This is a genomic window from Cytobacillus sp. BC1816 (assembly GCF_051353635.1).
Taxonomy (GTDB): domain Bacteria; phylum Bacillota; class Bacilli; order Bacillales; family Cytobacillaceae; genus Cytobacillus; species Cytobacillus oceanisediminis_C.
In genome coordinates this window covers 4278417-4300020 of sequence record NZ_CP195611.1, presented here as the reverse complement: position 1 = coordinate 4300020, position 21604 = coordinate 4278417, and the positions used below count along the sequence as shown (strand labels likewise).

General features: G+C 42.5%; 16 protein-coding genes. 15 read left to right on the top strand and 1 reads right to left on the bottom strand.

What is annotated here, in order from left to right:
- The first annotated feature begins 25 nt into the window (after positions 1 to 25).
- The 8 genes from dnaE to ACR42H_RS21795 all read left to right on the top strand — a co-directional run bounded on the left by dnaE (position 26) and on the right by ACR42H_RS21795 (position 11524).
- Positions 26 to 3385, top strand: coding sequence for a DNA polymerase III subunit alpha (gene dnaE, locus ACR42H_RS21830; protein WP_436373215.1), 3360 nt, complete (start codon positions 26 to 28; stop codon positions 3383 to 3385).
- A 182-nt stretch (positions 3386 to 3567) separates the two neighbouring features.
- Positions 3568 to 4806, top strand: coding sequence for an NAD(P)-dependent malic enzyme (locus tag ACR42H_RS21825; protein ID WP_436373213.1), 1239 nt, complete (start codon positions 3568 to 3570; stop codon positions 4804 to 4806).
- A gap of 68 nt (positions 4807 to 4874) precedes the next feature.
- Positions 4875 to 5438: a FadR/GntR family transcriptional regulator gene (locus ACR42H_RS21820; RefSeq protein ID WP_436377043.1), complete on the top strand. Its 564-nt coding sequence runs from the start codon at positions 4875 to 4877 to the stop codon at positions 5436 to 5438.
- A gap of 162 nt (positions 5439 to 5600) precedes the next feature.
- Positions 5601 to 6479: an acetyl-CoA carboxylase, carboxyltransferase subunit beta gene (gene accD, locus ACR42H_RS21815; protein ID WP_113882612.1), complete on the top strand. Its 879-nt coding sequence runs from the start codon at positions 5601 to 5603 to the stop codon at positions 6477 to 6479.
- Positions 6464 to 7441, top strand: a complete 978-nt coding sequence (gene accA / locus ACR42H_RS21810; RefSeq protein WP_436373210.1) for an acetyl-CoA carboxylase carboxyl transferase subunit alpha — start codon at positions 6464 to 6466, stop codon at positions 7439 to 7441. Before accD ends, accA begins: the two co-directional genes overlap by 16 nt.
- Before the next feature lie 562 nt (positions 7442 to 8003).
- Positions 8004 to 8963 carry a 6-phosphofructokinase gene (gene pfkA / locus ACR42H_RS21805; RefSeq protein WP_113882615.1) on the top strand — a complete coding sequence of 320 codons (960 nt, stop codon included), beginning with the start codon at positions 8004 to 8006 and terminating at the stop codon, positions 8961 to 8963.
- Positions 8964 to 9255: 292 nt separating this feature from the next.
- Positions 9256 to 11016, top strand: coding sequence for a pyruvate kinase (pyk, locus tag ACR42H_RS21800; RefSeq protein WP_113882616.1), 1761 nt, complete (start codon positions 9256 to 9258; stop codon positions 11014 to 11016).
- A 121-nt stretch (positions 11017 to 11137) separates the two neighbouring features.
- Positions 11138 to 11524: an FxsA family protein gene (locus ACR42H_RS21795; protein ID WP_113882617.1), complete on the top strand. Its 387-nt coding sequence runs from the start codon at positions 11138 to 11140 to the stop codon at positions 11522 to 11524.
- A 164-nt stretch (positions 11525 to 11688) separates the two neighbouring features.
- Here the strand turns inward: ACR42H_RS21795 and ytvI are convergent, their stop codons facing one another.
- Positions 11689 to 12810: a sporulation integral membrane protein YtvI gene (ytvI, locus tag ACR42H_RS21790; RefSeq protein ID WP_113882618.1), complete on the bottom strand. Its 1122-nt coding sequence runs from the start codon at positions 12808 to 12810 to the stop codon at positions 11689 to 11691.
- Positions 12811 to 13036: 226 nt separating this feature from the next.
- Here ytvI and ACR42H_RS21785 point away from each other — a divergent pair, with 226 nt between their 5' ends.
- From ACR42H_RS21785 to pnpS, 7 genes are all read left to right on the top strand, one after another.
- Positions 13037 to 13498 (top strand): DUF441 domain-containing protein, encoded by a 462-nt coding sequence (locus ACR42H_RS21785; protein WP_113882619.1) that lies wholly within the window; start codon positions 13037 to 13039, stop codon positions 13496 to 13498.
- A 661-nt stretch (positions 13499 to 14159) separates the two neighbouring features.
- Complete coding sequence (citZ, locus tag ACR42H_RS21780) at positions 14160 to 15281, top strand: citrate synthase (protein WP_113882621.1); 1122 nt, start codon at positions 14160 to 14162, stop codon at positions 15279 to 15281.
- 208 nt (positions 15282 to 15489) lie between these two features.
- Positions 15490 to 16758 (top strand): NADP-dependent isocitrate dehydrogenase, encoded by a 1269-nt coding sequence (gene icd, locus ACR42H_RS21775; RefSeq protein ID WP_113882622.1) that lies wholly within the window; start codon positions 15490 to 15492, stop codon positions 16756 to 16758.
- A gap of 220 nt (positions 16759 to 16978) precedes the next feature.
- A complete protein-coding gene (gene mdh, locus ACR42H_RS21770) occupies positions 16979 to 17920 on the top strand; it encodes a malate dehydrogenase (protein ID WP_113882623.1) in 942 nt (313 codons plus the stop codon).
- Positions 17921 to 18348: 428 nt separating this feature from the next.
- Positions 18349 to 18825 carry a MaoC/PaaZ C-terminal domain-containing protein gene (locus tag ACR42H_RS21765; RefSeq protein ID WP_113882625.1) on the top strand — a complete coding sequence of 159 codons (477 nt, stop codon included), beginning with the start codon at positions 18349 to 18351 and terminating at the stop codon, positions 18823 to 18825.
- 226 nt (positions 18826 to 19051) lie between these two features.
- Positions 19052 to 19768, top strand: coding sequence for a response regulator transcription factor (locus ACR42H_RS21760; RefSeq protein ID WP_113882626.1), 717 nt, complete (start codon positions 19052 to 19054; stop codon positions 19766 to 19768).
- The gene (pnpS, locus tag ACR42H_RS21755; RefSeq protein WP_436373206.1) at positions 19765 to 21540 is read left to right on the top strand and encodes a two-component system histidine kinase PnpS; all 1776 of its coding nucleotides are present in this window, start codon (positions 19765 to 19767) and stop codon (positions 21538 to 21540) included. Before ACR42H_RS21760 ends, pnpS begins: the two co-directional genes overlap by 4 nt.
- Positions 21541 to 21604: the final 64 nt, after the last annotated feature.

Below are 21604 nucleotides of genomic sequence, written 5' to 3'. Positions count from 1 at the left end.
CAGAGAAAGTAAGGGTGTGAGAAACGTGTCATTTATTCACCTTCATGTATATAGCGCTTATAGCCTGCTATCGAGCACGGCAAGAGTAGAACAGCTTGTGTCAGGCGCCAGGGAAAACAGGTTTCCTGCCCTGGCTTTAACGGACCGGAATGTCATGTACGGAGCTGTTGCTTTTTATAAAGAATGTCTTAAGCAGTCCATAAAGCCAATCCTGGGACTCTCTGTGGATGTATTAAGCGAGGTATCCGAAGGGGAAGCTTATCCGATGGTCCTTTTGGCTAAAGACAGGCAGGGTTTTCAGAATCTATTAAAAATCACAAGCACAGTCCAGACAAAATCGCCTGAAGGCATCCCTGTTAAATGGCTTAAGCACTATGCAGGAGGATTGTTTGCTTTAACTCCCGGCCTTGATGGGGAAATAGAACACTATCTTGAGGCAGGTGAATACGGCCAGGCAAAAAGAACAGCTGAACTTTTCAGCAGTCTTTTCGATCCGCATTCCTTCTTTTTAGCTATACAGGATCATGGACTGCGTGAAGAGAAAAAAAACCATGAACTTCTGGTTCAGCTTTCCGGGGAAACCGGGATTGGCCTGGCGGCTTCAAATGGTGTCTGTTACATAAAGAAAGAAGATGCTTTTGCCCATGAGTGCCTGCTGGCCATTAAAAATGGAGAAAAGCTTCAGGATGAAGCGAGAGAGCGGCTGAAGAGTGATGAGTATTATTTAAAGTCATCCGGGGAAATGGCAGAATTGTTATCGGGTTATCCGGATGCTTTGGAAAATACGATTAAGATAGCAGAGCAATGCAATGTAATGCTTGAGCTGGATAAACAGAACCTCCCTAAATACCCTGCTGTAAAAGGGATGAGTGCCGATGAGCTATTGGCAGAAGTTTGCTGGAAGGGTTTTGCTGACAGATATCCGGATGCAGATGGTGAGCATAGGGAGCGTTTGCGGTATGAGCTGAATATAATTAATAACATGAAGTTCAGCGATTATTTTCTAATCGTTTGGGATTTTATGAAGTTTTCGAGAGAAAATGGGATTTTAACCGGTCCGGGGCGGGGATCTGCTGCCGGTTCGATGGTTGCTTATGTCTTATATATTACAGATGTGGATCCAATTGAGCATCAGTTATTATTTGAGCGGTTCCTTAATCCAGAAAGAATTTCCATGCCTGATATTGATATCGATTTCCCGGATCACAGAAGGGATGAGGTGATTCGGTATGTGTCCAGGAAATATGGAGAGCTCCATGTTGCTCAAATTCTTACGTTTGGAACATTGGCAGCTAAGGCGGCACTACGTGATGTCGGCAGGGCATTTGGGCTTAATCCGAAAGAGCTGGACATGCTTTCAAGAAAAGTACCTTCCAAATTGGGCATCAGTCTCAAAGAGGCTTACAAAGAATCAGAGCCTTTAAGAAGATTCACCGAGGAATCCGATTTAAATCGCAAACTTTTTGAAACGGCTATCAAACTGGAAGGTCTCCCAAGGCACACATCCACTCATGCTGCCGGTGTTGTAATCAGCGAGCACCCGCTGGTTGAGGCCATTCCCATTCAAAAGGGACATGAGAATGTTTATTTGACCCAATACTCAATGGAGCATCTTGAGGATGTCGGCCTATTAAAAATGGATTTTCTCGGTCTTAGGAACCTGACACTAATCGAGAATATCTTAAGCTCTATTCAGAGAAAGACAGGCACACAGATTGATATAAAAAACATTCCCCTGGATGATGAGGCAGTATACAGTCTTTTGGGAAGAGGAGATACTACAGGCATTTTCCAGCTTGAGTCTGAGGGGATGCGAAGTGTTCTGACAAGGCTTCAGCCAACACGCTTTGAAGATATTGTGGCTGTCAATGCCCTTTACCGCCCCGGCCCAATGGAAAATATCCCGCTGTTTATTGATAGAAAGCACGGGAGGAAGCCGATTATATATCCGCATCCTGATTTGAAGCCTATTCTTGAAAATACGTATGGTGTCATCGTGTATCAGGAACAAATTATGCAAATCGCTGCAAAAATGGCAGGGTTTTCACTGGGTGAAGCCGATTTGCTTCGGAGAGCAGTCAGCAAGAAGCAAAAAGAAGTGCTTGACCGTGAGCGTGTCCATTTTGTAGGGGGAGCGGTGAAGAAAGGCTATAGTGAACAAGCTGCTCATGATATATATGATCTGATTGTCCGGTTTGCAAACTATGGATTTAACCGGAGCCATGCGGTTGCATACAGTTTCATAGCTTATCAGCTGGCATATTTAAAAACTCATTATCCGCTTTACTTTATGGCTTCACTGCTGACTTCAGCAGTAGGCAATGAAGGCAGGATTGCCCAGTATATCGGAGAACTGAAACAGATGGGTTTGGCGCTCAGCCCGCCATCCATAAATAAAAGCGGCTATTCATTTCTGGTAGAGAAAGATTCAATCAGGTATAGTCTTGCAGCCATAAAAGGCGTAGGTGCTGCAGCTTTAAGGGATATTTTTCAGGCTAGGAAAAATAAGCGCTTTGAAGATCTGTTTGATTTTTGCATAAGGGTTTCAACAAAAGCTGTTAATCGCAAGGTCCTCGAATCCCTGGTTCATTCAGGCAGTTTTGATGAATTTGGGGAAGATAGAGCTGTTCTGCTTGCAAGTCTGGATGTGGCTGCGGAACATGCCCAGCTTGTTATGCCGGAAGACGATCAAGCTGATTTTTTTGAGGATGATGAATTTTTTCCTAAGCCTAAATATACCGAAGTAGATCCGATCCGTTCCGAGGACAAGCTGAGATTTGAAAAAGATGTGCTGGGCCTGTATTTATCAGATCATCCGGTTTCAATTTACGAATCATCTTTTCATCTGCTGGATGCCAGTCCGCTGCTTGAACTCGAAAGAAATGCAAATAAGGCAAAAACAGTTGCATATTTATCCGAGGTGAAAAAGATCCGTACGAAAAAAGGAGAGCCAATGGCATTTCTATCCTTGAGCGACCAGACGGGGGATATGGAGGCAGTTGTTTTTCCAAAGGTGTTTAACCGATTTTCAATGCTATGCTCCCAGGGAAGCATTGTCTTTGCGGAAGGAAGGATAGAGGAACGGGACGGAAAGAAGCAGCTGATTGTCCAGCATCTTGATGATGTGAAGGAAGCAATTGAAAAAATGCAAAACAAGGATCCGGTTTTATATTTAAGGATTACCGAGGATCGGGAAACATCTGAAAATCTTCGTTCGCTTAAAGAGTTATTTAAGAAAAATGAAGGCCGGGTTCAGGTGGTTTTATATTATGAAAGCTCCCGAAAAACCATCCGCCTGGGTGAAGAGGACCTGATCTCGCCATCAGAAGATTTCCTTCATTTGCTTATGAAAGTGCTTGGGCAGAATAACGTCATTTTAAAGTAATTAGCCTTTACAACAATAACAATTATGGTATATTTGTAAGAAGAAAAATAAACTGGTCTGACCACTGAAGCGAAAGATAAGCCCTGCGCCACCTGATAATCTGGCAGAGCGGCAGCAGATATTTGTCCGTCGATCTATGTTTATATATATAAATCCTATCCGGAATATGAGGAGTGAAAATTTTGACCTTACGCGAAGAAGCACTGCATATGCATAGAGCTAATAAAGGGAAATTGGAATCTAAATCAAAAGTACAGGTGCGAAATGCCAAAGACTTAAGCCTTGCATACTCCCCGGGGGTTGCTGAGCCCTGCAAGGAGATTTATGATAAGCCGGAAACGGTCTATGAATATACGATGAAAGGTAATATGGTCGCGGTTGTTTCAGATGGAACAGCTGTGCTGGGATTAGGAAATATCGGACCGGAAGCCGCCCTTCCTGTAATGGAAGGTAAGGCTGTACTATTCAAAAGTTTTGCAGGAGTGGATGCATTTCCAATTTGCCTCAATACGACCGATGTTGATAAAATCGTTGAGACTGTAAAACTTCTTGAACCTACATTTGGAGGCGTAAACCTTGAAGATATTGCTGCTCCAAATTGCTTTTATGTAGAGGAGCGGCTAAAAAAGGAAACAAATATTCCTGTTTTCCATGATGACCAGCATGGCACGGCCATTGTGACTGTTGCAGGTCTTGTGAATGCCTTGAAGCTTTCGGGAAAGAAAATGAATGAAATTAAGGTTGTGGCAAACGGTGCGGGTGCGGCCGGAATTGCCATCATTAAACTTCTTTACAGCTATGGTGTTCGCGATATTATTATGTGTGACACGAAGGGTGCCATCTATGAAGGCCGCCCACAGGGAATGAATGAGATAAAAAATGAAGTAGCGAAATATACGAATCGTGAGAATGCCAAGGGAAGCCTGGCTGATGTTATTAAAGGTGCAGACGTATTCATCGGGGTTTCTGTGGCTGGAGCGTTAACGGCAGAGATGATTGGTGCTATGAATCAGGCCCCGATTATTTTCGCTATGGCCAATCCAACTCCTGAAATTATGCCAGAAGAAGCGAAAGCTGCTGGAGCGATGGTAGTTGGTACAGGAAGATCCGACTTTCCGAACCAGGTCAATAATGTGCTGGCTTTCCCTGGAATTTTCAGAGGAGCTCTGGATGTCCGTGCAACTCATATCAATGAGAAAATGAAAGTAGCTGCTGTAGAAGCCATTGCCAATTTGGTTCATCAGGATGAACTGAATGCGGATTATGTCATCCCTGGGCCATTCGATCCCCGTGTCGCACCTGCAGTTGCGGCCGCTGTGGCAAAGGCAGCTATGGAAACAGGTGTTGCCCGCATTAAAGTGGATCCTGAAGAAGTAAAGGAAAAAACGAAGCAACTTGCTGTAATTGGAAAAGGTGAGTGACTCCATACGTGAATCCACCTCAAAATAACACGAAGGTATATATCGGCATTGTCAAACAGCTTAGGTCCATGATTGAACATGACGGACTTAAGCCTGGAGATCGATTGCCTTCTGAAAGAGAGCTGTCAGAGCGCCTGGGTGTCGGGCGCTCTTCCGTACGGGAAGCATTAAGAGCCCTTGAACTTCTTGGCTTAATAGAGACAAGGAGGGGCGAGGGGACTTTTATGAGGGATTTTAGAGGGCATCAGCTCGTACAGCTGCTCAGCACGTTTATTCTTCAGGATAAGAAATCCATAAGAGATGTTAAAGAAACCAAGTTTCTGATCGAACTTGATTGTTTATGGCTAATCATTCAAAAGGCTGGGGAAGATCAGCTTCTTAGGTTCAAAAAGTGGTCTCTTGAAGCAGACTACTCAGATGATGACTTTTTCCTGGAAATTGTCACACTTGCAGATAATCATCTTTTCCTCCGCATCTGGATTATCCTTAAAGATTATTATAATTCTTTGGATCTGGAGACAATGATGGTAACTAAGGAACAATATGCAAGGCTGATTGAGACATTGATTTCCAGAAATGAATCCGAAGTTATTCGTGTATATAGAAATCTGAGAAAATTGTCGAAAAGCTAACGACAATTTTTTGCAGATTTTATAGCTGATATCCTCTATATTTAAATAATCAGACAAGCATAAATGGAGCCTAGGAGAGTTAGGCATTCATTTTTAAATCGGTGGTCTGACCACTATTGAAATTAATGGAAATGATTCAGCGAATATCAGGGAGGTTTCATCTTGCTTAAAGATATTTTCACTAAGACGAAGAAGAAGAAATATGCAACCATTCCATCGGAAACGGCAAAGCAGGATGTGCCGGAAGGAATCATGACAAAGTGTCCGAACTGCAAGAAGATCATGTATACAAAAGAATTGGTTAAGAACCTTAAAGTGTGTTTCCATTGTCAATACCACCACACCATGAATTCAAAAGAGCGCTTGGAAAGCTTTTTGGATGCCAGTAGCTTTGAGGAAATTAACGCAAACATGATATCTGAAAATCCTCTTAATTTCCCGGATTATATTGAAAAGCTGGAAAAAGATCGGGAAAAAACAAAAATTAATGAAGCGGTAGTGACTGGGACAGGCACTGTAAATGGCCAAAAAATAGCAGTGGCCGTTATGGATTCTACATTCAGAATGGGAAGCATGGGCTCAGTAGTAGGAGAAAAAATTACCCGTGCCATTGAAAAAGCTGATGAATTGGGAGTTCCTTTTATTATATTTACCGCTTCAGGCGGAGCAAGAATGCAGGAAGGCGTTTTGAGCCTGATGCAAATGGCTAAGACAAGTGTAGCCTTAAAAAGATTCAGTGATAATGGAGGTCTGATTATCTCCATCATGACTCATCCGACAACAGGCGGTGTGTCTGCAAGCTTTGCTTCACTGGGAGATTACAATTTGGCGGAACCTGGTGCTTTGATTGGCTTTGCGGGGCGCAGAATCATAGAACAAACGATCCGTGAAGAACTGCCGGAAGACTTCCAGACAGCAGAATTCTTATTAAAACACGGTCAATTGGATGCAGTCATCCCCAGAACAGAGTTAAAGGACAAGATATCAGCCATTTTATCGATACATCAACCAGGAGGTGACTTCCAATGGCAGGAGAATTAGAATTTGAACGTCCGGTTATGGAGCTGAAAAAAAAGATTGCTGAATTAAAAGAGTTTACAAAAACAGCCGATGTAGACCTATCCTCTGAGATAGAGAAGCTGGAAGCGCGCTTGGAGAAATTAGAAACCGATATATATGAAAATATGAAACCGTGGGATCGTGTACAGATTGCAAGACATCCTGGAAGGCCAACCACCCAGGACTATATCTCCTATCTTTTTGAGGATTTTTTCGAGTGTCATGGAGATCGTGCTTTTGGGGATGACGAAGCCATTGTTGGAGGCATTGCAAAGTTTAGGGGCCTTCCGGTTACTGTCATTGGGCATCAGCGCGGAAAAGACACAAAAGAGAATATCCGCAGAAATTTTGGAATGCCGCATCCCGAAGGGTACCGCAAAGCATTAAGACTCATGAAGCAGGCAGATAAATTCCGAAGGCCGATCATTTGTTTCATTGATACAAAGGGTGCCTATCCTGGGAAAGCCGCAGAGGAACGCGGACAGAGCGAGGCAATCGCAAAAAACCTGTTTGAAATGGCCAGCCTTAGGGTGCCTGTTATCTGTATCGTCATCGGTGAAGGGGGAAGCGGCGGAGCGCTGGCTCTCGGTGTGGGAAACCATATTCATATGCTTGAAAACTCCACTTATTCGGTTATTTCTCCAGAAGGAGCTGCTGCCATTCTCTGGAAAGATGCCACGCAGGCCAAAAAGGCTGCAGAATCCATGAGAATTACTGCTCCGGATTTAAAAGAATTAGGTGTTGTAGATGAGATTATCGAAGAGGTAAAGGGCGGAGCCCACAAAGATGTAAAGGTGCAGGCTGCAGAAATCGGAGAGGTCCTTTATCAATCATTGAAGGATTTGATGAATCTTTCTGAAGATCAGCTTATCGACCACCGGTACAACAAGTTCAAATCCATTGGTGAATATTCGTTTTTAAAGGAATTTATTGGGGTAAAATAAAAGCGTGCCTTCGGGCACGCTTTTATTTTTTGCCTATTCCATTGCACAAGCCATCTATGTCAGCGGGAGGCTTATACTGCAGGCTTGTCAAAAGAAAAATGATGTAAATTCCGATGTGGAAAACTGTCAGCTCCAGCACCTGCCCCCTCCCAAAAGGCAAAAAACGCCTTTCCCTGAGGATCATCTTGTGCTTGAGGCCAACAGGATGAGGGTCATGCAGACATTGCCACAGGACGCGGAGTTCTTAGTCTGCCTTCCAAAAGTGGGCGAGGTGCTTCCGCTTTTCTTGTATAAAACGCTTTCAGTTACCCGACAATTCTGTATTTCCTTGAATTTGCCTGATTAAGTTGAGATGCTCCCTTCTTCATGGTATTTTAGAAATATTCAATAGCGTTTTGTTCAATAATAAGATAAGCAGACTATGCTCTGCTTTACATAAAGAGCCTATATTACATGTAAAATTCCTGGGCAGGCGAGTCCATGATTTATAGGCTGTTAAAAAACAGCGCAGCAGACAACACGCTTTCTTATTTTTATATAAATTACATTCGGGGTGATTATTGTGAAGAAAATAGGAGTATTAACAAGCGGCGGCGATTCTCCTGGCATGAATGCAGCTGTACGAGCAGTTGTCCGTAAAGCGATTTATCATAATATTGAAGTGTATGGTGTTTATGGCGGATATTCCGGCTTAATGTCAGGGAATATTAAGAAGCTTGACCTTGGTTCGGTTGGTGATATCATCCATCGCGGCGGCACAGTCCTTCATTCGGCAAGAAGCGAAGAGTTCAAAACAAGAGAAGGCCAGCAAAAAGGCATTGAACAGATGAATAAGCACGGCATTGAAGGTCTTGTGGTAATTGGAGGGGACGGTTCATACCGTGGAGCAAAAGCTTTGACAGAGCAGGGATTTCCCTGTGTGGGCGTACCTGGCACCATCGATAATGATATTCCGGGAACCCAATATACTATTGGCTTTGACACAGCTTTAAATACGGTTATTGATGCAATTGATAAAATCCGTGATACGGCTACTTCCCATGAAAGAACGTTTATCATTGAAGTAATGGGAAGAGATGCAGGAGACATCGCTTTATGTGCAGGATTAGCAGGCGGTGCGGAAACAATCCTCATTCCTGAAGCAGGCTATAGTATGGATGAAATTGCAGAGAGACTTAAAAAGGGACATGAACGCGGCAAAAAGCATAGTATCATTGTGGTAGCAGAAGGAGTCTGCAGCGGAGTGGAATTTGCCAAGCAAATAAAGGAAACAACAAACTTTGATACACGGGTGTCTGTACTTGGCCATATGCAGAGGGGCGGATCCCCAACTGCATTCGACCGGGTGCTGGCAAGCCGCCTTGGAGCACATGCAGTAGAACTTCTCCTTGAAGGCAAAGGCGGACGTGCAGTAGGAATTCAAAATAATAAACTTGTTGACCATGATATAATAGAAATATTGGATAGAGAGCATACACTTGACCTGGACCTATACAAACTTTCGAAAGAGCTGTCTATTTAATTTTGTCACATATAAACCAGCACGATGCGCCCAAAGGGCCCTGTGCTGACAAGATAACTGTCTAGCTCCAGCGCCTACCCCCTCGAGGTCACAAGCTTGTCTTGTTTCGGCTCCTGGGGACTCAGGGTCTTATGCCTGTCGTCTCTGGGCAGTCGCCTCCACATTTCGAGAAATCCTCTCAAAAAGGCAAAGAACGCCTTTCCGGGAGGCTCGTCTTGTGCTTGTCGGGGGTGGGCAAGGCGCTTCCGCTTTTCTTGTAATCAAGCTGCATCAAATCAGGAGGTAAATTAAAATGCGTAAAACGAAAATCGTTTGTACTATTGGACCTGCCAGTGAAAGTGTTGAAAAGTTAACACAGCTTATTGAAGCAGGCATGAATGTTGCCCGGTTAAATTTTTCTCATGGTGATTTCCAGGAGCATGGACAGCGAATTCAGAACATCCGTGAAGCTGCGGAAAAGACCGGCAAGACAGTAGCGATCCTCTTAGACACAAAAGGACCGGAGATCCGCACAAACAATATGCTTGAAGGTGCGATAGAACTGAGAGCTGGGGAAAACATTATTATCTCCATGAACGAGGTTGAAGGAACAGCAGAAAAGTTTTCTGTTACATACGCAGGGCTAATTGAAGATGTACACACAGGAAGCAAAATTCTGCTTGATGACGGTTTAATTGGACTTGAAGTGACAAAAATCGATAAAGCCAGCAGTGAAATTCACACAAAAATCTTAAATAGCGGAACACTTAAAAATAAAAAAGGCGTCAACGTTCCGGGTGTATCTGTGAATCTTCCTGGCATAACGGAGAAAGATGCTCAGGACATTATCTTCGGAATCGAACAGGGCGTAGATTTCATTGCTGCTTCTTTTGTCCGCAGAGCGTCTGATGTTTTGGAAATCAGACAGCTGCTTGAAGAGCACAACGCCTCTTATATCAACATCATTCCTAAGATTGAAAATCAGGAAGGTGTAGATAACATTGATGAAATTCTTGAAATTTCTGACGGTCTTATGGTAGCGCGCGGAGACCTTGGTGTCGAAATTCCAGCAGAAGAAGTTCCGCTTGTGCAAAAGAAATTAATTAAAAAGTGCAATGCACAGGGTAAACCTGTTATTACTGCAACACAAATGCTGGATTCCATGCAGCGCAACCCCCGTCCAACACGCGCAGAAGCGAGTGATGTAGCAAATGCCATTTTTGATGGTACTGATGCTATCATGTTATCCGGTGAAACGGCTGCAGGCTCTTATCCTGTCGAGGCTGTTCAGACGATGCACAACATTGCATCAAGAGCAGAATCTGCCTTAGATCATAAAGAAATTCTATCAAACCGCAGCAAAGATAATGAGCATAACATTACAGATGCCATTGGACAATCAGTGGCACATACAGCTCTAAACCTGGATGTTAACGCAATTATTACACCGACTGAGAGCGGCCATACAGCAAGAATGATTTCAAAGTACCGTCCAAAAGCTCCTATTGTTGCCGTTACTTCAAACGATTATGTATCACGGCGCTTATCTTTAACATGGGGTGTTTATCCTCAAATTGGCCAAAAAGCGTCTACTACAGATGATATGCTTGATATTGCAGTTGAGGAAAGTGTGAACAGCGGAATTGTTGCATCAGGAGATTTAGTGGTTATTACAGCTGGTGTGCCTGTTGGTGAAGCTGGTACCACCAATTTAATGAAAATTCATGTGGTGGGGGATATCCTGGCTAAGGCACAAGGAATCGGGCGCAAATCAGCCTTTGGAAAAGTCGTTGTGGCGAGAAATGCAGAGGAAGCATTGGCAAAAGTAACAGAAGGGTCTATTCTGGTTACAATCGGTTCTGACCGTGAAATGGTCCCTGCTATTGAAAAATGCAGTGCACTTATTACAGAAGAAGGCGGACTTACAAGCCATGCAGCTGTTGTAGGCCTTAATATTGGCATACCTGTCATTGTAGGGGTTGAAAAAGCAACAACCCTTCTCAAAGATGGACAGGAAGTTACAGTCGATTCTCAGCGCGGCGTAATTTATAACGGCCACGCAAGCGTGCTGTAAGGGTTAAAAAAGGAAGGGGCTGCCCTTCCTTTTTTTGATGCCTGGGCAGACAAATTGTTATATTATCAGTTCCATGTTTGGTATAATAAAGGTAAGTCTTATACAAAATAGAGGTGGCTTGATGCGCTACATTCTCTTGCTGATGATAATCGTTCCTGCTGCTGAAATTGGTGTTTTACTTCTATCAGGGAACACAATTGGGCTATGGCCTACTCTTGCGGTTATCTTGTTTACAGGCGTTCTCGGTGCTTATCTGGCCAAAAAACAGGGCCTTGATACAATCAGAAAAATACAGGATCAGCTTCGCTGCGGGCAAGTGCCTGGAGATGCCATTCTTGATGGGGCCTGCATCCTTATTGGAGGCACCCTGCTACTTGCACCGGGATTTATTACAGATGCATTAGGATTTGCATTGCTTCTCCCTTCTGCAAGAAAAGTATTTAAAAACATCCTGTATTTAGGTCTGAAAAAATGGATGAACAAGGGAACGATCACGATAATCAGGTGAAAATAGCTATATATAAAGCCGCTCCTTTAAATTGGAGCGGCTTGTTTCTTTTATTGGGCATTGTATTTTCCGACGCCTTCACATCTTTTGGTTAGGCAAGTGCCAAATAGGCAATCCATTACATAGCCTGATTGAAGGCGATGCTCACATTCAGGTTCTTCAGCTTAATCTGCTTCATCATTGCCTTTTATAAACAACCAGATATCCCTGAATACTCCAGCTTTATGAAGAGTTGTGATGAGTACAAGAGTAACCGGCCCGGCGATTAAGCCCAGAAATCCAATCAGTTTAAAACCGACAAATAAAGCAATCAGGGTAGCTAAAGGGTCAAGTCCAATGCTTGATGAAAGGATCTTTGGCTCCATAATCTGCCGCTGTACCAATACGATGATATAAAGAATGCCAAGTCCGATTGCCCTGCTCATTTCTCCGCCGATTGCCTCATAGATGATCCATGGCACAAAAATCAGCCCTGTTCCGAGATAGGGAATGATATCGACAAGGCCAGTCACAAGTGCAATTGTAATAGCGTAATCGACACGCAAAATCAGCAGTCCGGCAAGTATGATAACAGTCGTGATGGATACTAAGGTAGCCTGCGCTTTGACAAAGCCAAACAAGGCCTTCTGCAGATCGGCAAATACAGTTCTGCCGCTCTTTTTTGCACGGCTGGGCAGTATGCGGCTGAAGAGGCCTGAAAGCCTATGCCAATCCTTGCTGATGAAAAAAGTGGCCAGCAGCGAGAATATCAGGACAGTTGCTGCATTGGGAAACCAGGAAAGGATATTTGGGATTTTCTCGAAGAATGCCTGGATAAAATCTCCCAGGGTGGAGCCAAATTGCTTTCCGACATTTTCTATGTTTGTCATTATGGTATCCTGCTGGCCTGTGCCAAGATTATTAAATAAACTTGCAAGCTGGTTATAAAGAGGAATGATTTGCCCAGCAAAGAACTGCTCAATGAAGTCAATTAAAGTATCGAGGTGCTGCGGTACGACTTTTGCCAAATAATCTGCACCTGATACGATCTCTGCCACCAGTAATGTGATTAATCCAGCAAAAATGGCAAAGATAAGAATCAAAGCAATGAGGACTGCAAGAGCCCTTGGGATTTTCCATTTAACTTCCATCATGTTGACAAAGGGATTTATGAGAAAGGCAATGGCCAGTCCGATAATGAAAGGGTAAGTCACTTTGGATAAATATAAGAAAGCATAGAGACTTAAGATCACTACTCCAATGACAAAGAAAAATCTTACGGTCCGATAGATATATGCCGGGTTCAAGTAATAGCCTCCTTATTTAATTAGAACAGACTAAGTCATTGCAGCTGCCGTTTTTATGTAATGTTATTAGTCATATCATACATCAATTTTGATGAAGCTAAAAATAATTAGCTATTGTCTAGTAATACTTATTCTATTTATTAAAATCAGGTAAAGAACTCAGAAATTATTAAAATGAATTAAATTATGTTACGATAATATAGAAAGCTGGCAGGTGAATTAGCAAATGTTTTCCCAATCGCTCATTTTTTTGATTCTGTTGCTGGGTATTGGTGTAATAGCAAAAAATCAATCATTGATCATTGCTGTCTTTGTATTGATTGTCCTTAAAGCAGCCGGCCTCGATTCAAAAGCCTTTTCATTCCTGCAGTCCAAAGGGATTAACTGGGGCGTAACCATTATTACAATCGCTGTCCTGGCACCAATAGCAAGCGGTGAAATCGGCTTCCGGGATTTAGGCGGAGCGTTCAAATCCCCTTATGCATGGGTTGCCCTTATCTCAGGGGTTGCAGTTGCGCTTTTGGCAAAAGGCGGCATCGTTCTGCTGGCGGAAGACCCTCATATAACAACTGCTCTTGTTCTTGGGACCATTCTTGCTGTTTCCCTTTTTAAAGGTGTTGCCGTCGGTCCTCTAATAGGGGCAGGAATTGCGTATATGGCAATGAAAATCTTTGAACTCTTTAAATGATCGATACTGTGCTCATGATCGATTTTTTTAAGAAGAAAGAAAACTTGGAACTTTAATATCTGTCTAGCGCAAGCAGCCTATCCCCTCAAGTGTCGGGATGGGCAAGGCGCTTCCGCTTTTCTTATTGCCCTTGGGCATTATTGTAAATAAACTTTTTTTGGAAAATAATATTTTTTAACATTTTAAGTGCTTTTCGTTCACAAAAGTCAGATAATTGTTTATAATAGGACTTGTAAGCGTAACCTATTTTACGGTACCTATTATATTCAGTTAAGCTCTATTAAAATGTTATTAATATATTTTTATTTTTTCTATTCAGAAAAAATGTAAGCATTTTCTTTTTTTTAAAGAGTACCGAGCAACCGCTCGATGGAATGCACGCCAAAAGAAAGTTTATTTCTTCCGTATATCAGGGAGTGCCCTTTCACTAAATGGAAGTTTCACCTTTCATGGTTTTGGTCTGTAGATCGGCTAATACAGCCGGCTTTGCAATGGCTGTCCAGCAGCCCTATAAAAGTGTTCATAGTAAAGATAAAACAGAATGTGGACATGACAAGGAAGCTTTTCTGAAAAATGAAAAATCAGGTTCGGCTTACTTATGTTTAATGTACAGACAAAAATGGGTATGGGGAAATTTTATTATGTAAAGGAGAGATTCGGTATGACAGTAACACGCGGTCTTGAAGGGGTAGTAGCTACTACTTCGTCTATCAGCTCCATCATAGACGATACATTAACCTATGCAGGCTACAATATTGATGATTTGGCTGAAAATGCAAGCTTTGAAGAGGTTATTTATCTTTTATGGCACAGAAAGCTTCCTACTCAATCCCAGCTGGATGAGTTAAAGAGTCAGCTTGCAGCAAACTACTCTCTTCCAGAGGAAGTTCTGAACCATTTTAAAACATATCCAATCGACAAAGTGCATCCAATGGCTGCTCTGCGTTCTGCAGTGTCTCTTTTGGGACTTTATGATGAAGAAGCAGACCAGATGGATGTAGAAGCAAATTATAAAAAAGCAATTCGCCTTCAAGCTAAAATGCCTGCTATCGTAACGGCATTTGCTAGAGTAAGAAAAGGCCTTGAGCCAATTGCTCCTAGAACAGATCTTGGATTTGCAGCCAACTTCCTATACATGCTTACAGGCAAAGAGCCTGAGCCAATCGCAATTGAAGCATTTAATAAAGCGCTGGTTCTTCATGCTGACCATGAACTAAATGCTTCCACCTTTACTGCACGTGTATGTGTAGCCACATTGTCAGATATCTATTCCGGAGTTACAGCTGCAATTGGCGCTTTAAAAGGGCCGCTGCATGGCGGTGCCAATGAAGCCGTAATGAAAATGCTTACTGAAATAAGCACTCTTGAAAATGTGGAGCCATATATCCGTGAAAAGCTTGAAAAGAAAGAGAAAATCATGGGCTTTGGGCATCGTGTATACCGTCAGGGCGACCCTCGTGCCAAGCACTTAAGAGAAATGTCCAAAAAGCTTACAGAACTTACAGGGGAACCACACTGGTACGAAATGTCCACGCAAATTGAAGCGATTGTTACCGGAGAGAAAAAACTTCCGCCAAATGTCGACTTCTATTCTGCATCCGTATACCACAGCCTGGGAATCGACCACGACCTGTTTACGCCGATTTTCGCTGTAAGCCGCGTTTCCGGCTGGCTGGCTCATATTCTCGAACAATATGAAAATAATCGTCTGATCCGCCCGCGTGCTGACTATACTGGCCCGGGAATGCAAAAATACGTTCCAGTAGAGCAAAGAGGTCTTTAAAAAGCAGAAAAAGCAGATTAATAGAACTAAAATTACTACTCAGCATTTTACTTTTTATCAAAAAATTGCTGTAATAGAGAGAGCAGGAAAAAGGTTAGGGGCAAATGCCTTCTAACCTTTGATTCTGATATACTGATGCAGCATCGTGCCGTAAACTATATAAATAAAAAGGCTGATGCTCGCACTTTTCAAAATGGAGGGTATAACAATGCAAGGTGAAAAAATCACAGTTACTAATGGTGTATTAAACGTACCAAACAATCCAATCGTTCCTTTTATCGAAGGAGACGGAACAGGTCCTGATATTTGGGCAGCAGCTTCCCGTGTATTGGATGCATCTGTTGAAAAAGCATATAAAGGTGAGCGCAAGCTTGTCTGGAAAGAAGTGTTAGCAGGAGAAAAAGCTTTCAATCAGACTGGTGAGTGGCTTCCTTCGGAAACACTTGATTTGATCAATGAATATCTTATTGCGATTAAAGGACCATTAACTACGCCAATCGGCGGCGGCATCCGTTCCCTGAATGTTGCGCTTCGCCAGGAGCTTGACCTATTCGTGTGCCTGCGTCCGGTCCGCTGGTTTGAAGGAGTTCCTTCTCCAGTTAAGCGCCCTCAGGATACTGACATGGTTATTTTCCGTGAAAATACTGAAGATATCTATGCCGGCATCGAGTATGCAAAAGGCTCTGATGAGGTTAAAAAGCTAATTTCATTCCTTCAGGATGAAATGGGCGTTAATAAGATCCGCTTCCCGGAAACCTCAGGCATCGGCATTAAGCCTGTTTCAGAAGAAGGAACTAGCCGTCTTGTACGCGCTGCCATTGAGTATGCAATCAAAGAAGGCCGCAAATCTCTAACACTTGTACATAAAGGCAATATCATGAAATTTACTGAGGGTGCCTTTAAAAATTGGGGTTATGAGCTTGCTGAAAGGGAGTACGGAGAAAAAGTATTCACTTGGGCTCAATATGACCGCATTAAAGATGAGCAGGGTGTTGAAGCTGCGAACAAAGCACAGGCAGAAGCAGAAGCAGCCGGCAAAATTATCGTTAAAGATGCGATTGCTGATATTTTCCTTCAGCAGATCCTTACCCGTCCAAAAGAGTTTGATGTTGTTGCGACAATGAACTTGAACGGCGATTATATTTCTGACGCACTTGCTGCACAGGTTGGCGGCATCGGTATTGCTCCAGGAGCTAACATTAACTATGAAACTGGACATGCGATCTTCGAAGCAACTCATGGTACAGCTCCAAAGTATGCTGGCCTTGATAAGGTTAACCCTTCTTCTGTTATTCTTTCAGGTGTATTAATGCTTGAACACCTTGGATGGAACGAAGCTGCAAACATGATCGTTAAATCTATGGAAAAATCTATTGCTTCAAAAGTCGTAACATATGATTTTGCCCGTCTAATGGATGGAGCAACTGAAGTGAAATGCTCTGAATTTGCAGACGAATTAATTAAAAATATGGAGTAAAAAAACAAAAGCGCCTTTAATAAAAGGCGCTTTTGGCTAATATACTATTTCTGCAGTGTTATTTAGATTGCTTCTTAGGGAAACTTCTGCAGCTGGACAGCTGGCGATTTTTGTAAGTGATGAATGTGTAAAGCTAATAGGATGACTGTTTTAATAAAACAGCTCTTACATAAGGAATGCAAATTCCTGATACTTTCATTTCCTAAAGGAGGAACTGCTCATGTCATTGAAACGCAAAAAGATTTCTGTAATCGGTGGGGGATTTACTGGAGCAACAACCGCATTTTTGCTTGCCCAAAAGGAACTTGGAGACGTTGTACTGGTCGATATACCGCAAATGGAAAATCCGACAAAGGGTAAAGCTCTTGATATGCTTGAAGCAAGTCCTGTTCAAGGATTCGATGCGAACATCACGGGTACGTCCAGCTATGAAGATACAAAGGACTCTGACATTGTCGTTATTACAGCAGGCATAGCCAGGAAGCCAGGCATGAGCCGGGACGACCTTGTGCAAACGAACCAAAAGATTATGAAAAGTGTAGCTCAGGAGATTTTAAAACATTCCCCAAACAGCTATATTGTTGTTCTGACTAATCCAGTGGATGCGATGACCTATACAGTCTTCAAAGAATCAGGCTTCCCCAAAAACCGTGTAATTGGCCAATCGGGTGTTCTTGATACTGCCCGTTTCCGCACATTTGTGGCCCAGGAACTGAATTTGTCTGTTAAAGACATTACAGGATTCGTACTTGGCGGACACGGTGATGATATGGTTCCGCTAGTCCGCTATTCATATGCAGGCGGCATTCCTTTGGAAACATTAATTTCAAAAGATCGTCTTGATGCCATTGTTGAGCGCACGCGTAAAGGCGGCGGGGAAATCGTCAACTTATTAGGCAATGGAAGTGCATACTATGCTCCGGCTGCTTCCCTTGTGGAAATGTGTGAAGCTATCCTTAAAGATCAGCGACGCGTACTGCCTTCCATTGCTTACCTGGAAGGGGAATATGGCTACGAAGGAATCTATCTGGGTGTGCCTGCAATCCTTGGAGCAAACGGTATTGAAAAAGTAATCGAACTTGAACTGACAAGCGAGGAAAAAGCTGCCCTCGATAAATCGGCAGAGTCAGTTCGCAAGGTAATGGAAGTGTTAGCATACTAAGGAAAGATGGCTAGTGTTTTCAATTCAGCTGTCTCAGTTTAATCGCTGAGTTGATTGGAGCGGAAGTCACTTGATCCTCGAAAATGCTATCGCATTTCCTTCGTGCGGTGTTGATTCAAGGGAGATTATTCAATGTCCTGGTGAGAACCCACAGGCGCAAAGCGGCGAGGAGGCTCACCGCCCGCCCCGCAGAAAGCAAGTGACCCGTGCTGAATCAGCTTGCAGAATTCTTAAGCCAGTCAATGATTTCGGAAATAGATAGTAAAAAAATTCGGGGTCGACTCTCCGAATTTTTTTACTGGAAGCCCTTTTGGGAAATAGTATAAAATGATATCATATAAAAAATAGACTGAATAATTTAAAATATTTTACAGTCTATTTTTTACAGCAACTATGTAAACGGTTACAATACTTGGAGGTGCTAAGATATGCTGCTTGGAAAAAAAAGAAAACTGGGAAGAACCATTGATGAAATATCTGTTGGCGAAAAACTGACGCTTACAGAAAAAATAGAAGATAAGGACCTATTGCTGTACCTGGGCTTAACGAACGATGCAAACCCTTTATATATCCAGCATGACTATGCCTCACAAACACCTTATAAAAAACCGATTGTGCCAAGTGTTATGCTGAATGGCATCATTAACTCTGCCATATCAAAATATTTGCCGGGGCCAGGAAGTCATGTTTTAAAGCAGGAGATCGAGTATGTGAAGCCTGTCTTTCATTATGGCACAGTTCAATTTTTATTCGAGGTAATAGAAGTGAACACCTCAAGTCACACCGTACAAATTAAGGTACAGGGGACAAATGAAGAGGAGCAGACGGTTATTAACGGACAGCTCCTTATATGCCCGCCATACAAGCCTCAGCCGATGGATGGGAATGCTCTGGATAATTTCTGATAGTAAAAAGATGTGCAGAAAACGCACATCTTTTTTTTATGAATCCAGTCCTATCCCACAATTGATCCGAAAAAAAATCATGAAATATATTATAATAAAGGTATATGGTAAATAGGGGTTTGATAGGCAGGAGGGATACCTGCTTTTAAAAAGATCGCTGACACTCCAATGGTGCTGTTTCAGCTGAGGTTTCAAACAGGGGTAATTCATTCACTCGGAGGATCGTATGGATAAGAAAATTCTAGTTGTAGATGATGAACAATCTATCGTAACTTTACTTCAATATAACCTGCAGCAGGCGGGCTATGAAGTGATCACAGCCATGGATGGCCAGGAAGGAAAAGATCTGGCCATTTCTGAAAAGCCGGATCTAATTGTACTTGATCTTATGCTTCCAAAGCTTGATGGAATTGAAGTATGCAAACAGCTTAGACAGCAGAAAATTGGGACACCTATTTTGATGCTGACTGCCAAGGATGATGAATTTGATAAAGTACTTGGACTTGAACTTGGTGCGGATGATTACATGACAAAACCCTTCAGCCCCCGCGAAGTGGTTGCCAGAGTTAAAGCCATCTTAAGGAGAACTCAATTTGTGCCTGAGGCTGCTGAGGAGAAAACAGAAGATGGCGATTCTTTGAGGATTGGCGGCCTGAAGATATTTCCACAGCATTATGAAGCTTATTTTGAAGAAGAACTCCTTGAATTAACTCCGAAGGAATTTGAATTGCTATTATATCTTGCCAAGAATAAGAGCCGTGTTCTTACAAGGGATCAGCTTCTTAGCGCAGTCTGGAATTATGATTTTGCGGGAGATACAAGAATCGTTGATGTACATATTAGCCATTTAAGAGAGAAGATTGAAACAAACACTAAAAAACCTGTATATATAAAGACCATTCGCGGACTGGGCTACAAATTGGAGGAGCCTAAAGGAGAATGAACACCTTTCGCACCCGCCTGCTATTCGCATTGCTCACTTTAATTCTGGTTGTTTTAATTGCGTTAGGCCTTCTTTTAGGCCAGCTTTTTAAAAGCTATTATCTAAAAACATTTGATGCACGGCTGCAAAAAGAGTCTGAACTGGTATCGAGCTATGTTGAGGGCAACGGAGGCATTGGATCCCTTAGCCTTGATAAGGTCAATGAGTTCGGAGCCATTCTTGATTTGCGTGTAACTGCTACTGATGGCCAGGGCAGAATACTAATGGACAGCAGCGTCAAAAGTGAGACAACACAAAGCAGGCATCAGGAAATTATATTAGAAGTATTAAAAAAGGAATCTGCAAATGAATCAGGATTGGAAGTGGCCGGAGGGTTTAACCTGCACTATTATTGGCAGCCTGTCATGATAAATGGCGAGAAGGAGGGCTATATCTTCTTAAGCACAAAGATGGCTGAATTCCAAAAGGCTTACCAGCAGATTTGGTGGATTTTGACTATCAGCCTGGGCCTTTCTTTATTTGTTATTATTCTGCTTGGATCAAGAATTACGGCACGGTATACAAAACCTATCGAGTCAGCCACAAAGGTTGCAATTGAACTTACAAAGGGAAACTACCGGGCAAGAACATATGAAGATCAGGAAGACGAAACAGGTATGCTGAGTAAGTCTATCAATGTATTAGCAAGGAATCTTCAGGAAATGGTGAAGTCCCAGGAAATGCAGCAGGATCGGCTTGGGGCTCTCATTGAAAACATGGGAAGCGGCCTGATTCTTATTGACAGCAGAGGCTATATTAATTTAATGAACCGGCCATACAAAGAGGTTTTCAATGCAAATCCTTCTGAATATCTTTACAAACTCTATTATGAAGTGATTGAGCACAAAGGTATTACCGAAATGGTTGAAGAAATTTTCATGACTGAGCAGAAAGTAAAAAAACAGCTTATTATTCCCGTTAATATCGAAAGGCGTTACTTTGAAGTATATGGAGTCCCGATTATTGGCACGAATGATGAATGGAAAGGGATTTTACTTGTTTTTCATGATATTACAGAACTGAAAAAGCTTGAGCAGATGAGGAAGGATTTTGTAGCAAACGTTTCTCATGAATTGAAAACACCTATAACCTCTATAAAGGGTTTTTCGGAAACTCTTTTGGATGGAGCGATGGAAGACAAACAGGCTCTAAATGATTTCCTCAGTATCATTTTGAAGGAAAGTGATCGGCTTCAATCTCTTATTCAGGATTTGCTGGATCTATCGAAAATAGAAAAGCAAGGATTCAGCCTTTCCATTCAGCCGCTGGATCTGACTGATGTGCTCGAAGATGTAATGGCCATTATGAAAGGGAAAGCAGCAGAAAAGGAAATTGTTTTTGAATATCAGAGAGATGAAAAACCGGTATATATTGAAGGTGATGTTCACCGGCTTAAGCAGGTGTTTATAAATACCATATCAAATGCAATTTCATATACGCCGAATCAGGGGGTCATCTATATTTCGGCGGCAAAGACCGGAAGCACAGTTTTGACTGAAATAAAGGATACGGGGATTGGAATTGAAGCCAGTGAAATCCCTCGTATTTTTGAACGTTTTTATCGGGTGGATAAAGCTAGAAGCAGGAATTCCGGCGGTACAGGACTGGGCCTTGCCATCGTAAAGCATCTGGTTGAAGCACATAAAGGATCCATCTCAGTAAAGAGTGAGGTCGGCAAAGGCACCTCCTTTATAATTGAACTTCCTAAAATGAATAATGAAAAAAATGGATGAAGTGGCAGGTTTAACTTTACATTAATTTTACAGCAGATTTATGCCCCCTTTACATTCCGCTGAT

Coding starts and splice junctions, on each gene's coding strand:
- ACR42H_RS21820 (WP_436377043.1), top strand. CDS start 4,875: ATGATTGAACATGACGGACTTAAGCCTGGAGATCGATTGCCTTCTGAA.
- accA (WP_436373210.1), top strand. CDS start 6,464: ATGGCAGGAGAATTAGAATTTGAACGTCCGGTTATGGAGCTGAAAAAA.
- pyk (WP_113882616.1), top strand. CDS start 9,256: ATGCGTAAAACGAAAATCGTTTGTACTATTGGACCTGCCAGTGAAAGT.
- ACR42H_RS21795 (WP_113882617.1), top strand. CDS start 11,138: ATGCGCTACATTCTCTTGCTGATGATAATCGTTCCTGCTGCTGAAATT.
- ACR42H_RS21785 (WP_113882619.1), top strand. CDS start 13,037: ATGTTTTCCCAATCGCTCATTTTTTTGATTCTGTTGCTGGGTATTGGT.
- citZ (WP_113882621.1), top strand. CDS start 14,160: ATGACAGTAACACGCGGTCTTGAAGGGGTAGTAGCTACTACTTCGTCT.
- icd (WP_113882622.1), top strand. CDS start 15,490: ATGCAAGGTGAAAAAATCACAGTTACTAATGGTGTATTAAACGTACCA.
- mdh (WP_113882623.1), top strand. CDS start 16,979: ATGTCATTGAAACGCAAAAAGATTTCTGTAATCGGTGGGGGATTTACT.
- ACR42H_RS21765 (WP_113882625.1), top strand. CDS start 18,349: ATGCTGCTTGGAAAAAAAAGAAAACTGGGAAGAACCATTGATGAAATA.
- ACR42H_RS21760 (WP_113882626.1), top strand. CDS start 19,052: ATGGATAAGAAAATTCTAGTTGTAGATGATGAACAATCTATCGTAACT.
- pnpS (WP_436373206.1), top strand. CDS start 19,765: ATGAACACCTTTCGCACCCGCCTGCTATTCGCATTGCTCACTTTAATT.